Raw genomic sequence first — 15,633 nt, 5'->3', positions numbered from 1 at the left:
GAGGACGATGCCTTTTGTTTTATATAATTGGTACCTTTTTATTTCCAGTATCTTTTCAGTTCATCATAAAAGTTTTCTCTTGTTCCTGCCATAATAATGATAACCACTTCAACTTCATCACTGTCCTCTTTCTGAACATACTCCACCGTATATGCAAGTTCATAATTGATTCGGTTATAGTATATATCATAACCTCTTACTCCACTCAGATCACCTGTTTTTTCTTCTCCTATTGTCGGATCAAGCGTTACAGCGTTTATTGCATCAAGATATAATTTCTTAAGCTGCTTGTCTTTCAGCTTCTTAAAATACTTTGCTGCCGGCGGAAGGATTCTTACATTCGTCACGTCTGATCCTCCGTTCCGAAAACATCTTCAACAGTCGAGTATTTTCCGTTCCCTTCAGCAGCTTTCCTTGCAGCTTCAAGCATTGCCTCCACAGCAGGACGTACCTTAGCCTGTCTGATTTTAAATTCTTTAAGGAGTTCTTCACCTGAAAAACCTTCTTTAATAAGTTCTGCAAGAATCTGTTCAGCAAACTCTCCTCCGGATTCCGATGATGCAGGGCGAATAATAAGCATACCATCACCCTTAATACAAATTGCTTCTTTGTCAAAGCCAAGTTCTGAATAATATTTCTGCGGAATCGTAAACTGACGCTTTGATGAAATAGTTACGCGTTTCTGCTCTGGTGTTATATTTAAAGCTAACGACATATGACCACTCTCCTTGTTTCTTTGTAAAATGATTTCCTTGTTTCCTTGCTTATTTAATTATAGCATAGAATTCATCAGAAATTCAAGTGGTATTCAAAATATTCCGTGACTAAATCTGCCCGAAGCTGAGCAGACTTTTCTATTATCAAAAGGCGTCGATACCATTTCAGGAACTCGTGCTTTTTCGCTGTTATCGCTCCTCAACCCCTTGACAAAGGTATTGATAAATGCGATAATTTAAATAGTTGGATCACGTTCGTGATTATTTAATGGTTTTAAAATTTAAGGAGGATATCAAAAATGAAGATGAAGAGAATCGTTTCTTCAGTACTCGCATTTTCAATGGTTGCTTCTGCAGCTTCAGCAGCTGCTCCGGTTTCTGTAAATACTGCAGATGCCGCTGCTGCTTCAAGCGTCGGTAACTATGCAGGTGCGCTCCAGCAGTCACTCTACTTCTACGAATGTCAGCAGGCCAATGAGCTTCCTGAATGGAACAGAGTTGAATGGAAAGGCAACTGTACCATGGACGACGAGATCAAGGGCGGATGGTACGATGCCGGCGACCACGTAAAATTCAACCTTCCTATGGCTTACTCAGCTTCAATGCTCGCTTGGGGCCTTTACCAGTACGGCGACGGTGTTGAAAAAATAGGTCAGTACGAGATCTATCAGAACAACCTCGAATATGTTCTCGACTATCTCGCTGACTGTGATCTCGGTGATGAAGCTGTATTCCAGGTAGGTAACGGTACTGAGGACCACACATGGTGGGGACCTGTTGAACTTTACGAATACGCACTTAAGGAAGGTTCATACTACAAGAGACCTTACTACACAGGTACAGGCTCAGCTGTATGCGGTGAAATGGCTGCCGCTCTTGCTGCCGGTGCTGCTGCACTCAAGGGCAAGACTTCCAAGACTGACGGCTACATCAAGCACGCTGAAAGCCTCTTCAAGATAGCTGACACTGCAAAGAGCGATGCTGACTACAACGACAGTGACGCATCAGGATTCTACCGTTCAAGCCACTTCTACGATGAACTCTTCTACGCTGCAAACTGGCTCTACATTGCAACAGGCAACAAGGATTACCTCGACAAGGCTACGTCATATATTAAGAATCTTGATAAAGAACTCGGTCAGAGCGTACTCAAGTATACCTGGTGCCACTGCTGGGACGACGTTATGCAGGGCGGTATGCTCCTCTACGCTATCAACACCGGTAATGAAGAATATATAAATCATGTTCAGAAGCACGTTGATTATCTGGCAAACGACGCAAAGAAGCTCGATGGCGGTCTCGTATATATCGATACATGGGGCTGTCTCAGATATGCAGCAACAGGCGGTTTCATTGCTGCTGTTGCTTCTGACACCATCCTTAAGGATTCACCAAACAAGGATAAGTACAAGAAATTCTATGAAACTCAGATCAACTACATTCTCGGTGACAATCCGAACAGCATGTGCTACGTTGTTGGTCTTGACGAAACCTCACCAAAGAACCCGCACCACAGAACTGCACACGGTTCATGGAAAAACGCCATGGATACTCCTGAAGAATCACGTCACATCCTTTACGGAGCACTTGTAGGTGGTCCGAATCAGGACGGCTCATTCGTAGATGACCGCAAAAACTACATCAACAACGAAGTTGCTACAGACTATAACGCTGGTTTCACTGCTCTTCTCTGCAAGATGGTATCAGAATACGGCGGCAAGACAGATCCTAACTTCCCTGAACCGGAAGAAAGAACTCCTGAATACTACGTTGTAGCAAACATGAAGACTCTTGATGACACAGGCACGACTATAAGCCTTAAGTTCACAAACCACACAGCATGGCCTGCAAGAGTTCAGGACAACATGTCATTCCGTTACTACGTTGATCTTTCAGAAGTTATCGAAAAAGGTCTCAATCCTGAAGACGTTGCTGTAAGATGCGACCGTGACCAGAGTGCTATGTACGCCGGTGAAGGCATCAAGGGCGCTGAGATCTCAGGACTCAAACAGTACAAGGGCAACATCTACTACATCGAAGTAACAATGCCTGACGGAAAGATAGCAATGCCTATCTCAGAAGGCAGACATCAGTGTGAATTCCTTATCGCAATGGTATTCCCTAACTACGGCAGCGGCTGGGATGCTTCAAACGACCCTTCAAACAAGGGAATTATGGACACAGACGAAAAGAATGGTGCTGTAGCAGAATACATTCCTGTTTACTACAACGGCGAACTCGTTTACGGTACAGAACCAGACGGAACATCTGCTCCGACAGCACAGCCTACAAAGAAGCCGGCACCGACAACTGCTCCTTCAAAGGATCCTGTTGTTACAACAGCGAAGCCAGCAGTTACAGAGCCGAAGGCTACTGAACCTAAGGTAACCGAGCCTAAGGTAACTGAACCGAAGCCGACAGAATCACCTAAGCCTGTTACAACAGAACCTGAGAAAGCTTCTCCGGCACCTGTTACTACTACAAAAACAGAAACAAATCCGGGCGGCAAGGATGAACCGGAGACAGAACCTACAGCCACAAACGATTCAACAATTTTAGGTGACGTAAACTGCGACGGCAAGATCGACGTAACAGACCTTTCAGTTCTTTCACTCAGTCTCGTTGACAAAAAGGAACTTACAGGCAATGCTAAAAAGAATGCAGACGTTGACAAAGACGGAAAGGTTGCACTTACTGACCTTGCAACTATCAGACAGTACATTTCAAAGAAGATCACTAAGTTCTGATATTCTTAACGCGCTGAAATCCTTACATATAAACAGAACACCGCAGAGAATTCATTTTCTCTGCGGTGTTGTTTTATTACTTCTTACCGTAACCCTCCGGATTGTTTTTCTGCCAGTTCCATGAGTCGCGGCACATGTCTTCGAGTGTCTTTTCTGTCTTCCAGCCGAGGACCTTAAGAGCCTTGTCTGCGTTTGCGTAGCATTCAGCGAGGTCGCCCGGTCTTCTTGCGCCGTAGATATGGTTTACCTTGATGTTGTTTACACGTTCGAATGTTTCGACGATCTCGGTTACGCTGTACGGAGTACCTGTACCGAGGTTGAAGATCTCGCATACTTTATCGTTGGCGAGGATGTAGTCGATAGCCTTGACATGTCCCTTTGCAAGATCGACAACGTGGATGTAGTCACGTGTGCATGTGCCGTCCTTTGTCGGATAGTCGTTTCCGAAAATAGTGAGGCATTCGCGCTTGCCTACTGCTGTCTGAGTAACATACGGCATGAGGTTGTTCGGTATTCCTGACGGATCTTCACCTATTCTTCCTGATTCGTGAGCGCCGATCGGGTTGAAGTATCTTAAGAGAACAACTGAAAGCTTTTCATCAGCCTTTGCAGCGTCTTCGAATATCTGTTCCATCATTGACTTTGTCCAGCCGTACGGATTTGTGCAGGCACCGCGAGGCATTGTTTCGAGGTACGGAACCTTGTTTGCTTCGCCGTATACTGTTGCAGATGAGCTGAAAATGATGTTCTTTACATCAAACTTACTCATTGTTTCAAGAAGAGTAAGTGTTGTGTCGATGTTGTTTCTGTAGTATGCGACCGGCATTGCAACTGATTCGCCTACTGCCTTGAGTCCGGCGAAATGGATAACAGCATCGATCTTGTTTTCCGCAAAGATCTTTTCCATAGCTGCATTGTCGCTTACATCAGCCTCGTAAAGCTTTACTGACTTTCCGGTAATTGATTCAACACGCTTAATTGATTCCGGACAGCTGTTTGCGTAGTTATCGACTACGATAACGTCGTATCCTGCGTTTAAAAGTTCCACTGCAGTGTGGGAGCCGATATAACCGGCACCGCCTGCTAAAAGTATTGTTGACATTAGTATTGATCCTCCGTTTTTATTATCAGTTTCTTTTAAGCTCCGGATGAAGCTCGTAGAAATGTATCTTGTCTGAATACATACACGCATCCGCTTCCTGCATAAGTCTGCGTATATCGCCGGCTTTGCCGATACTGCTTCCGACTGCAAAGCACACTTCATCGTCAGGCTGAGATGTAGCTGCGCGGAGTTTGCCGAGTCTGTCCGTCAATTCAGCTTCTGATATGTTTTCTGAAATCACAACGAACTCATCTCCGCCGGCACGGTATATATTACTGCCGGTAAAAAATTTCTGAAGAACAAGCGCAGCCTTCTTTAAGAGCAGATCGCCGGCGGCATGCCCCTCATTGTCATTGGCACGCTTTAAGCCGTTTAAGTCAGCCAAAACAACTGAAACCGTTTTTCCCTTTACTGCATCATCAGTAGTTTCAACCAGCCCGGAAACGTAATTGTTCATTGCATTTCTGTTGTTTACTCCTGTAAGCATGTCAGTCGCGCTGAGAATATTCAGTTCGTCCATCATTCTGTAGCTGTAGATTTCCGAAGCAAGTATGAATGTTGTAAGTTCAAGAGTTTCCTTGATCTTGCCGGCGTCATCCTCTCTGAAATTCACTGCCCAGATGTAGCCGAGAAGTTCTTCATTGAAAGTCAGCGGAAAAAGAACGATGTTTCTTGTTCCGTTTGATTTCATTGAATGATACCATTCAGGATTTCGTTCTTTCAGCGTTTCCATATCATGTTCGTTTCTGACCAGAATGCAGTTGCTGCCTGCGATCGTGTCGAGCCACGAATATGCCATATCGAAAAACGAGTCATCTATCATATCGCCGATAGTTCCGTGTTCAAGCTTAACGGAATGAGCCTCACAGAGAACGGAACATTTTCTCTTCGATGTATCGAGGCTGATGATACAGCAGTGATCGGAACCGCAGAGATCACGGATATCCTCACAGACCGCATTCATAGTTTCACGGAAATCCCCGTGGCTTCTGAGTCTTATACAGGTTTCAAGTACAGAAGATGCTGTGTCTGAAGAAATGGTTGACATTCTTCTTGCATCCGGCTTAAGATCTATCTCGACTGTATAGATGCAGTAACAGATGTTGCCGTCTTCATACATAAGCGGGATGAACGACATATTGAACCAGACGTTGTAACGTTCAGGATGTGCATAGGCATGAATGCTTTTTTTTACTTACCGCAGCAGCATAACACGAATTTTCAAAGTTCAGATCCGGCGGCATGTAGGTAGTGTACTCACTGCCGGGAATAAATTTTGTCGTTTTCATCTCAACACCCGGCATAGGATGTTCTATCGTATCAAGATACGGTCTGTTGCCTGCTATGATACAGATTTTTCCGTAGTTTCCGTTTTCAAGTTTTTCTACAGAGACTATACTGGCAGCTGCGTAGAAGCTGTCTGCAAGTGCCTGAAAGTCCATAATGATACCCCCTTTAATTCTCTCATAAAATAGTAATCTGTTTATCACTGATCAAACCGTAAATCCTGCTTCGCCGGATTTACGGAGAAGGGAATTTGCGGGCTTCACCCCGGTCCCCGGTGATTTATGAACAGATCAGTGTTTTCCTTACATTAAATTATTCTTTATCATTGCAGCTGTAAGAGTATTCTTCATGAGCATTGCTATAGTCATTGGTCCTACGCCGCCCGGTACAGGTGTGATAAATGCTGCTTTCTTTTCTGCTTCTTCATAGTTTACATCTCCGCAGAGCTTGCCGTTTTCAAGGCGGTTGATGCCAACGTCGATAACTACTGCGCCTTCCTTAACCATGTCGCCTGTAACGAAGTTCGGTCTTCCGACTGCTGCAACAAGGATGTCAGCATTTGCGCAGATCTCCTTAAGGTTCTTTGTCTTTGAGTGACAGATGGTAACTGTGCCGCTTCTGTGGAGAAGGAGCATTGACATAGGCTTGCCTACGATATTGCTTCTGCCGATCACTACGCATGACTTGCCGGCGATCTCAACGCCTGTGCTGTCGATGAGTTCCATTACGCCTGCCGGTGTACACGGAAGGAATGCGTAGTCGCCGATCATGATCTTTCCTACGTTTACAGGGTGGAAAGCGTCAACGTCCTTGTCCGGTGAAATAGCGTTGATAACAGCTGTTTCGTTGATGTGTTTCGGAACAGGGAGCTGAACGAGTATGCCGTTTACCTTGTCGTCCTTATTGAGTTTGTCAACGAGGGCGAGGAGCTCTGCTTCTGTTGTTTCTGCCGGAAGAGCGTATTCGTATGAAGTAAAGCCGACTTCCTCGCAGGCTTTCTTCTTGTTGTTTACATATACTCTTGATGCAGGATCATCGCCTACGATAACTACTGCAAGGCCTACTTCAATGCCTTTGTTTTTCAGTTCAAGTGTTTTTTCCTTAACTTCGTTTTTTACTTTTGCAGATACTTCTTTTCCGCTTATTATTTTTGCCATTTTTATAATTCTCCTTTTAAGTTATATTTCAATTATTATTGTTAGTCAGATTCTTTCTCTACTTCTTCAGCAGCCTCTGTATTTTCTTCTGTGTCCTCAGATCCTTCTACAGGGGCTTTGCGATCGAGCTCTGCACTTCCTTCGGTCGCCCTATGGCCCTTCGCCTCTTCGGCTGCACCTGTGGTTTTGGCTGCAGCGTCAGCTGCCAGGAGTGCTCTGGATTCTTCGGTGTCTTTGTAGAAGACGTAGTCGCCGCCCATTCTTTTTACTTTTGAACCGACTGCAAAGAGGAGAATGAGGGCGGCTATGGATGAGATACATGCAAGTGCCTGTGAGATTCGGATGTTACCGAGCATAAGGCTATCGGTTCTGAGGCCTTCTATGAAGGTTCTTCCGAGGCCATACCAAAAGATGTAGAGAAGAAGGATCTGACCGTCATATTTTCTTTTTCGTGAAACGAGAAAAAGTATTATGAAGCCGAGAAGGCACCAGATGGATTCGTAGAGGAAGCACGGATGAACTGCTCTTTCAGGTGTCAGCCCTTCGAGAATTTTTGAAGTTCCGGCGTTTTCTGTTATCCACGACTGTATTCTTCCGCTTGTCATTCCCCACGGAAGATCGGTGTTGCTGCCGAAAGCTTCATGGTTAAAGAAATTTCCCCATCTGCCGATGGACTGACCGATGAAGAAGCCCATTGCTGCAACGTCAAACATCGGAAGAACCTTTACTTTTCTTATTCTGCATGCGACAAGACCTGCAAGAAGCGCACCGATTATTCCGCCGTAGATGGCAAGTCCGCCGTTTCGGGTCATGAAGACTGATTTCCAGTCCTTTGAATAATAGTCAAGGTTCATGAGTACGTAGTAAGCTCTGGCGCCGATTATTCCGCCGATTATTCCTGCAAGAATGACATCGGTGGCACGGTCAGGACTTATACCGAATTTTTTTCACCTGCGAGAGTCCGAAAACTATAGCAAGCATCATTCCGCATGCAATTATAATACCATACCAGGCTATATTCACCCCGAACAGGGTAAATGCCGTACTGCTTATATTCAGCCGGTCGATCCCGAGTCCGGGAAACGAGATCTGATCCGGTTCAAGGCCAAGTGTTGTAAGATCCATTGTATATCCCTCCGGTTTACTGCGGTTCGATCACTGAAAGAACAGCTTTTTCAGGATCAAGTCTTTCGTTTATTGCATTCATAACATCATCATATGTCATCTCCGAGATAGCCCTCATTCCGTCAAACGCGCTGGTTCCGGAGAAATAACTGTTTATGAGAAGCGATGCAGCCTGTTCAGGACTTTCAAGTTCCTTGATAACTGAACCGTAGGTATATTTTCTTATACTTTCAAAAAGGCTGCGGTCAATTCCTTCCCTCTTCACACGCGCTATCTCGTTCATAAGGCGCTCATACACTTCATCAGGATCCTTCGACTCACCGCCGGCTATTGCGGAAAAGTAACCGTCACCTGAAAATACTTCATTTGAGAATGATGAATTGATAAGCCCGTCTGCCATCATCTTTCTGTAGAAATCCGAAGCAGCGTTTGAAATAACGCTTAATGCCGTAAACAGCACTATTTCATTCTTCACAACTTCATAGCCGCTTCCCGGCGCCGACTTGAAACCAATGTTGAAGACCGGCAGTCCGACTGACATTTTTTCAGTAATTTTCTTCTGAACAACAGTATCCGGTTCATCAGGGAATACTGTTTCGAGCTTTATGTCCTCGCACATACGAAGCTTTTCATCGGCAATTGCAAGGATCTCATCTGTATTTACGTTTCCTGCTGCAACGAGCACCATGTTGTTAAGGTTATAGAACGTGTTGTAGCACTTGTAAAGGAGATCTGCATTTATCTGCTTTATGCTGTCGACCGTACCTGCTATATCTATCTTTACCGGATGTTCATGATAAAGGCATTTCAGCATATTGTAAAAGCAGCGGTTTCCGGGATTGTCGTTGCACATTCTGATCTCCTGTGCGATTATCCCCTGTTCCTTTTCCACTGTTTCTTCAGTAAAATACGGATTCTGCACAAAACTTAAAAGAATCTTCAGCGACTCGTTGAAATTCTTCGTGCAGCTGAAAAGATAGCAGGTCTTGTCAAATGAAGTGTAGGCATTGGCCGATGCACCGGTTTTTGCATACTGGGCGAAAGCGTCGCAGTCTTCATTTTCAAAAAGCTTGTGCTCAAGAAAATGTGCGATACCTTCCGGAACCGTTGTGTAGCCGGTGTCATTAAGGGTTCTGAAACGTGTATTGATGGAACCGTATTTTGTTCCGAAAAGTGCCTCGGCTGATGAATATCCCGGCATTTCCCATACAAGTATATCGAGACCGCTCTTATGCTTTATTCTTGTATAGGAATCACCTGTTATACTGCTGGTGATGATCTCCTTATTCATCGTCATCCTCCTCTGAATCTGCATCAGCTTCCATTACATATACCGTGTCAAGACTGAATGAACGTGCAGCCGCGATAATGTCTTCACGTGTAAGCTTTTCAAGACGTCTGATATATTCTTCAGGTGATACCTCATCAGAAGAGCAGCGTCCGGAAAAATACCATGTAACGACCGATCCCGGTGAATCTTCCACACCGTTCACAAGATTGATGAGATAACGTACAGTGTTTTCAAATTCCTCATCAGTAAAGCCGCCGTTCTTTATGCTGTCAAGCTGATTCTGAACTTCGGAAATGAGTTTTTCCGTATTCTCCGTTTCAACACCGCTTTCAACGAACATCGTTCCCTTGCTGAAAACATAGGAAGCGGCACAGTAATAACAAAGGCTCATTTTCTCCCTGACGTTTGAAAACAGTTTTGAGAAAGGCGTTCCGCCAAAAAGTCTGGCCATTACAGTCGCAGCATATTTGCTGTCAGTCGCTGACTTGAAAGCCATTATGACTTTTGTCTGCTTCATTTTTACCTTTTCCGTAACGCGGCACACTTCAGCCTTGAGAGGACTTACCGAACGGAAACGAACATTCTGGACTTCACGTTCCATGCCGGAAAACATCTTTCTGAAACGTTCCTTAGCCGAATGATCGGTAACCGGTGAAACGAAGTATATTTCGATAACTGCTGTCTTTAAAAGCCACAGATATGCGTCATATGCCTGACGCGGAGTTATTTTCTCCGCATTTTCTACCGTACCGTATACGGAATACTCACCGGGCTCACCCTTAAAAATATGCCTCTGAGCCCTGAGCATTGCATACCATCTTTTATTGTTTATATCGGAATAGATACTTTCAATAAGTTCTCTTCTTTTAAGTTCAAATTCAGTTTTGTCAAATCCGTTTTCATCTGTATTGGGCGAAAAAATACAGTCATTTATTATGTCAAGAAGTTCACCGAGAATATCCTCTGAATCAAAAGCAAAACGGTTGTCGATGCAGTCAGCCGATACGGTGATCGTCTGGCAGTCACCGTTCTTGCTGGTATCGCTGTAAAGCGATGAACCGTAAAGTGCATCGAGTCTGTCTGACATTTCGGAATAAGTCTTTATGCGGCTGTTCGAAGACGGAATAAGCTGTGAAACGATAGAATTGAGCTGCGCAGTCTCACCTGAAAGTTCCGTAACAAATTTGATCTTCAGTACGCTTGTCCTGAGTTTAGGATCAGTTATTTCTGTAAATCCGACACCGTCGGCAATGATCTCCCGATCGAGTTTCAGTCCCATGTACACCATCCTTTAAATAAAAATACGTCATTTTATATTATATCACAAATCCCATTCGATTTCCATACAAAAAACAAATAAAAAATCCGGTACTTTTCAGTACCGGACAATTTAATATGCTTCATTAAGCGGATCATCATCTTCATAAGGATCCGTATTTTTTCTGTTCGTATCTTCGGCAAATGCTATCTTTTCAAAATCTGCTATGTCAAGCGGTTTTGAGAAGCAGAAGCCCTGAATGATGCTGCATCCCGCTTCAGCAAGTATCTTTCGCTGTACTTCATTTTCAACGCCTTCAACTACTATTTCCTTTCCGAGATCAAGGATGAAGGAAACAGCACCTGCCACGAACTTTCTGTTTTCCTGATCATCAACATCGTCTATCAGAGCCTTGTCTATCTTAATAACATCGAAAGGCAGCTTCTGAAGCGAAATAAGTGATGAATAGCCGGACGCAAAATCGTCCATGAGAAGTCTGAATCCTCTTGTTTTAAGATCATCCATAACGCTTTCGAGCTCTGCGTCTCCTTTTTCAAGAAGAGCACTCTCTGTTATTTCGATCTCAAGAAGTTCAGGTTTTATTCCGTATTTTCTTACGAGTGCATAAAGCTCAGCAACAAAATGCGGATTGTTTATATGAACACGTGACACATTTACTGAAACCGGAAGCTCATGATAGTCCATATCCTGCCAGTGCTTTATAACCTTGCAGGTTTCCTCCCAGACATAACGGTCAAGGGTGATGACAAATCCGTTCTTTTCGAAAATAGGTATGAACTCAACAGGCGGAATGATCTCACCTGTATCGCTTCTCTTCCATCTGACAAGAGCTTCAGCTCCGACAACACGACCTGTTACAATGTCGCATTTAGGCTGGAACTGAATGTAGAAGTCACCGTTGTCAAGGGCTGACTGCTTATTGCTTTCAACGTATTTCTGCATATTGTGCATATTCTTGAAATCGTTGTTGTAGGTAATGAATTCGCGGAGCATATTTCCCTTGATGGTTTTGAGCGCAACGCCTGCATAATCGCATGCAACGCTTATTTCCGTTTCAGGTTCAAGCTCATCAGCAATACCGAAATGCGGTACGAGCTGTATCCTGTTATCACACTTTCTGATCCTGTCGGCAGCTTTTTTTATATCGGTGTACATGTTGTCCTCTTCATCGTACCTGTAAAGCACAACAAAAATATCGTTGCCGAGGTATCCGTGAAGCGGTGCATCCTTAAATACATCCTTTATTATAGCTGCGATCTTCCTGAGTATACTGTTTCCTACTGACCAGTCAAAAATGTCGTTTATAAAGCTGAAATTGTCAATGTCCGATCTGATAACCGCATAGCGGCTGCTGCCCTTATTTTCTGAAATGATCCTTCGGGCTTTTTCAGCAAAGGCTCTGGAATTGTAAAAACCTGTGTTTTCATCGTGCTCCGCCTGATAAGTGAGAAGATTGATAACTTTATTGAAATCATCAACAAGATCACCCATTTCATCACGGTTTTCAGACTTGATAACTCCGACAAACTTCTTTTCATGAATACCGCTCAGACTCTGTCTGATAGCCTTTATCTCATCGACCATCTGCTTTGTCATGTATGAAATAAAGAATGCAAGAATGCATATACTGATGATCGTAAGGCCGATGGTTATAATAAGGCTTACAGTAATATCCTTCAGCGCTCTTTCGACCGGTACAACATAAATTACCCTGATGCTGTCGATTTCCGGTATCTTTTTGTCAACGATCAGCATTAGTCTGCCGTTGAATTCATGTATTGATGAAAGTTCGCTTTCATTCTGCGTCTTTTCTTCGATCATATCGAAGACTTCTTTTTTATATTCCATTGAATGGTAAAGAATTTTTCCTTTGTCTGAAACTATCATCCAGCGGCTTTCGTCCACGCCGTTTGAAAGTTCCAGCATTCTCAGGGCAACATCGTTGCTGACGCTGGCAAGAAAACAGCGGTCGTTTTTATCAGAATCCGGCGATTTGAAAGGATATACATAGTACATAAGAGTACGGTCTGCGTTATGGGTTATATCCTGAGTTACAAAATAACCTTCTGACTGACTGAACTGTTCTTCATCATACCATTCAGGTGTGTATTTTATTGAACTGTTTGATTTTTCCGTATAAACATTACATGCATCTGCGGATGAAAAATCATACACAGAAACATTGTTAAAGCAGGACGAGCTTCTGGAAATACGGGAAAGCACTTCCCTGACGCCTTCATATTCTTCGTTTTTCAGGTTACGCTGAATGTTGTATACCTTCGACTGAAAGCCTGCATTGGACAGAGCCTTATCGAGGCTATCAACAAGAGCGTCGGAACGGGATGTAGCCTGCATTTCCATTGATTTTCTCATGGACTGCAAAAGATTTCTGCTTGTGATCATAAGACTTACACAGCATACTGCGATCAGAAGCAGCGAGGCCGGCAAAACACAGGACAAAGCAAACTTTGTGCTTAATTTCTGATATTTTTTTCCCGATGCCATTTTCTCACCTCTGTTAAAAAGATGATCATCCGTAAAACCGGATAATTCCTTTACAATTATATCATAACACAGAATCAAATACAAGCAAAACGGACTGTGATAAACGAAAAAATATTTTACGTCTGCCACAGTCCGTTTGTATCTTTTTACTTAAGGGAAACACTGATTATATCGGAAATCCGGCTTCGCCGGATTTCCGGAGGTGGGATTTGCGGGGCTTCGCCCCGGAGCCCCACGCTGATTTATGAATAAATCAGCGTTTCCTCACAGATATCATGTTAATATGAGTATAATAGGTAGATAATTTCAAATAGCATTTCAATTTATACGTTCATTAGCACTTTACTATTGAACGCTTCCGGTGTTGTAAACGTCGGAACCATCTTATGTAGTGCCTCAAGAGCAATCTTTTCATTGTTCTTCTTAGCAGCATCACGAAGTTCTCTTAGGTCAGATGCAAATGTTTCCTCATCAATTTCAATCTGCTTGCCTATGTAGATAAGCTTGTTAGAAGTCTTCTGTAACCCTTCTTCCATCATGAGAAGTTCTTCCTTAATTTTCTCACCAGGACGAAGACCTGTAAAACGTATCGGAATATCAATATACGGCTCCTTGCCGTACATACGGATAAGGTTTTCCGCAAGGGTCACGATCTTTACCGGCTTGCCCATGTCGAGAACGAATATCTCGCCGCCCTTGGCCATCGCTGCGGCTTCCATTACCAGGCTTACCGCCTCCGGAATAGTCATGAAGTACCGGATGATGTCAGGATGAGTTACAGTAACCGGCTTGCCCTGCTCTATCTGCTTCTTGAATATCGGGATAACCGATCCGTTTGAACCGAGTACGTTACCGAAACGTGTTGCAACGAATTCTGTACATCCTTCGTTCTGCTGAGCGAGGAACTGAACAATCATCTCGCAGCAGCGCTTTGACGCACCCATCGCATTTGTCGGGTTTACCGCCTTGTCTGTCGAGATCATAACGAACTTCTTTACATTATGATACTGCGCAAGTGTAGCAACGTTGAACGTACCGATAACGTTGTTCTTGATAGCCTCCATCGGTGAGTCTTCCATAAGCGGTACATGCTTGTGTGCAGCCGCGTGAAACACAACATCCGGCTTGTACGTCTTAAAGATCTGGTTCATGCGGTAGTAGTCACGGACAGATGCAATAAGTGTTACAAGATTGAGATCATCACCGTATTCCATGAGAAGTTCCTGCTGAATTTCGTAGGCATTGTTTTCATAAATATCAACGATTACAACCTGCTTAGGCTTGTACTTAGAAATCTGGCGAACAAGTTCAGAGCCGATAGAACCGCCACCGCCAGTTACCATGCATACTTTATCGTGAACAAAGGCTTTAATATTATGGTTGTTAAACGTAACGGGATCTCGTCCAAGAAGTTCTTCAACTTTAATGTCACGAACCTGTCCGAGAAGACTTGCATTGTCATCAAGTAGAAGACTACCGATGAATGGTATGATCTTTAACGGAAGCTTTGTCTCGTTACAGAGGTCAATGATCAGCTTGCGTCGTTCCTCAGTAAGTGAAGGAATGGCAAGAATGATCTGTTCCACCCTGAATTTCTTCGCAAAGTGCGGAATGTCGGACGAAGGACCGACTATCCTTACCCCCATTATCTCCGTACCGATCTTTTCAGGATCGTTGTCAATGATGCAGACCGGATCAAACTGCGCCGCCAGCTTGTCATCCTCATACTCGGAATGCTGCGCATTCTTGATCTCCGTCATCAGCATCTGTCCGGCAACACCGCCGCCGATGATCATTGTTCGTTTTGAATGTTCAATACATTTTCCCATTTTTTTCACACCTTTTTATATTATTATCTGATTACTGAATATAATCAAAACTAATTTCCGATATAAATATTTTTGCGGATGACTTATGTTTATCATCCTAATAATACTTACAAGCCTGTTTATGCTCCCTGTAAGCAATGATAAGCTTAGTAAACACAAACCCGATAACTGCACCGAACGTGTTGTTAAGCACATCATCAAATTCAAGCAGTCCCCTTCTGGTAAAATACTGCGTGATCTCAATAAGCAAAGAAAACGCCCCGCCCAGGACTGCGCCCTGTATGATCGTCATCTTCTTAAATCTGTATCCGGTAAATACACCGAACGGAACAAGCATGATGATGTTACATGTGATCTGCTGAAACCAGTAATGACTGTCTTCATGCAGAAGCTTGTGATATTCCCACAGCGGCGTAAGTACACGCCGGCGGTACGTAGGTTCGCGGTTTAATAATGTTATATAGAAAACACAGAAGATGTATATAACGAATAACGTAAATATTATTATTCTGCGTTTGTCAAAGTGATTTTTTTTAGAATCCATTATATAGAAAAGATGTGTAATCTCCTGCTGCATTCCCTGTTACTTACCGGC

14 protein-coding genes are annotated in these 15,633 nt (G+C 43.7%); 1 reads left to right on the top strand and 13 read right to left on the bottom strand.

The window, feature by feature from the left end:
- Positions 1 to 38: 38 nt before the first annotated feature.
- Both CC97_RS16055 and CC97_RS16050 read right to left on the bottom strand, forming a co-directional pair.
- Positions 39 to 347, bottom strand: coding sequence for a type II toxin-antitoxin system RelE/ParE family toxin (locus CC97_RS16055; RefSeq protein ID WP_044976202.1), 309 nt, complete (start codon positions 345 to 347; stop codon positions 39 to 41).
- Positions 344 to 715 carry an AbrB family transcriptional regulator gene (locus CC97_RS16050; protein WP_044976200.1) on the bottom strand — a complete coding sequence of 124 codons (372 nt, stop codon included), beginning with the start codon at positions 713 to 715 and terminating at the stop codon, positions 344 to 346. Before CC97_RS16050 ends, CC97_RS16055 begins: the two co-directional genes overlap by 4 nt.
- 300 nt (positions 716 to 1,015) lie before the next feature.
- Between CC97_RS16050 and CC97_RS16045 the strand changes: the two genes are divergently transcribed.
- On the top strand, positions 1,016 to 3,463 hold the full coding sequence (locus tag CC97_RS16045; RefSeq protein ID WP_242848185.1) for a glycoside hydrolase family 9 protein: 2,448 nt from the start codon (positions 1,016 to 1,018) through the stop codon (positions 3,461 to 3,463).
- Positions 3,464 to 3,539: 76 nt separating this feature from the next.
- Here CC97_RS16045 and galE read toward each other — a convergent pair whose 3' ends face one another.
- From galE to CC97_RS19150, 11 genes are all read right to left on the bottom strand, one after another.
- Positions 3,540 to 4,565, bottom strand: a complete 1,026-nt coding sequence (gene galE / locus CC97_RS16040; RefSeq protein ID WP_044976198.1) for a UDP-glucose 4-epimerase GalE — start codon at positions 4,563 to 4,565, stop codon at positions 3,540 to 3,542.
- 25 nt (positions 4,566 to 4,590) lie between these two features.
- On the bottom strand, positions 4,591 to 5,703 hold the full coding sequence (locus tag CC97_RS16035) for a diguanylate cyclase (RefSeq protein ID WP_242848184.1): 1,113 nt from the start codon (positions 5,701 to 5,703) through the stop codon (positions 4,591 to 4,593).
- Positions 5,704 to 5,725: 22 nt separating this feature from the next.
- Positions 5,726 to 6,007, bottom strand: coding sequence for a hypothetical protein (locus CC97_RS21120; protein ID WP_242848183.1), 282 nt, complete (start codon positions 6,005 to 6,007; stop codon positions 5,726 to 5,728).
- A 147-nt stretch (positions 6,008 to 6,154) separates the two neighbouring features.
- A complete protein-coding gene (gene folD, locus CC97_RS16030; RefSeq protein ID WP_044976196.1) occupies positions 6,155 to 7,009 on the bottom strand; it encodes a bifunctional methylenetetrahydrofolate dehydrogenase/methenyltetrahydrofolate cyclohydrolase FolD in 855 nt (284 codons plus the stop codon).
- 41 nt (positions 7,010 to 7,050) lie between these two features.
- The gene (gene lgt, locus CC97_RS16025) at positions 7,051 to 7,890 is read right to left on the bottom strand and encodes a prolipoprotein diacylglyceryl transferase (RefSeq protein ID WP_242848223.1); all 840 of its coding nucleotides are present in this window, start codon (positions 7,888 to 7,890) and stop codon (positions 7,051 to 7,053) included.
- Between the two features lie 43 nt (positions 7,891 to 7,933).
- Positions 7,934 to 8,134: a hypothetical protein gene (locus tag CC97_RS19155; RefSeq protein WP_049962977.1), complete on the bottom strand. Its 201-nt coding sequence runs from the start codon at positions 8,132 to 8,134 to the stop codon at positions 7,934 to 7,936.
- Positions 8,135 to 8,150: 16 nt separating this feature from the next.
- Positions 8,151 to 9,425 carry a pitrilysin family protein gene (locus CC97_RS16020; protein WP_044976194.1) on the bottom strand — a complete coding sequence of 425 codons (1,275 nt, stop codon included), beginning with the start codon at positions 9,423 to 9,425 and terminating at the stop codon, positions 8,151 to 8,153.
- Entirely contained in the window at positions 9,418 to 10,704 is a 1,287-nt protein-coding gene (locus CC97_RS16015; RefSeq protein WP_049962976.1) for a pitrilysin family protein, read from the bottom strand. Before CC97_RS16015 ends, CC97_RS16020 begins: the two co-directional genes overlap by 8 nt.
- Before the next feature lie 111 nt (positions 10,705 to 10,815).
- Positions 10,816 to 13,209 (bottom strand): bifunctional diguanylate cyclase/phosphodiesterase, encoded by a 2,394-nt coding sequence (locus CC97_RS16010; RefSeq protein ID WP_081850163.1) that lies wholly within the window; start codon positions 13,207 to 13,209, stop codon positions 10,816 to 10,818.
- A gap of 323 nt (positions 13,210 to 13,532) precedes the next feature.
- Complete coding sequence (locus CC97_RS16005; protein WP_049962975.1) at positions 13,533 to 15,038, bottom strand: nucleoside-diphosphate sugar epimerase/dehydratase; 1,506 nt, start codon at positions 15,036 to 15,038, stop codon at positions 13,533 to 13,535.
- Positions 15,039 to 15,135: 97 nt separating this feature from the next.
- Positions 15,136 to 15,615 carry a VanZ family protein gene (locus tag CC97_RS19150; RefSeq protein ID WP_049962974.1) on the bottom strand — a complete coding sequence of 160 codons (480 nt, stop codon included), beginning with the start codon at positions 15,613 to 15,615 and terminating at the stop codon, positions 15,136 to 15,138.
- Positions 15,616 to 15,633 lie beyond the last annotated feature (18 nt).

The sequence above is a fragment of the Ruminococcus sp. HUN007 genome (assembly GCF_000712055.1).
Classification (GTDB): domain Bacteria; phylum Bacillota; class Clostridia; order Oscillospirales; family Ruminococcaceae; genus HUN007.
The sequence above is the reverse complement of the archived record's forward strand: the minus strand, read 5'-3'. Positions and strand labels throughout refer to the sequence as shown.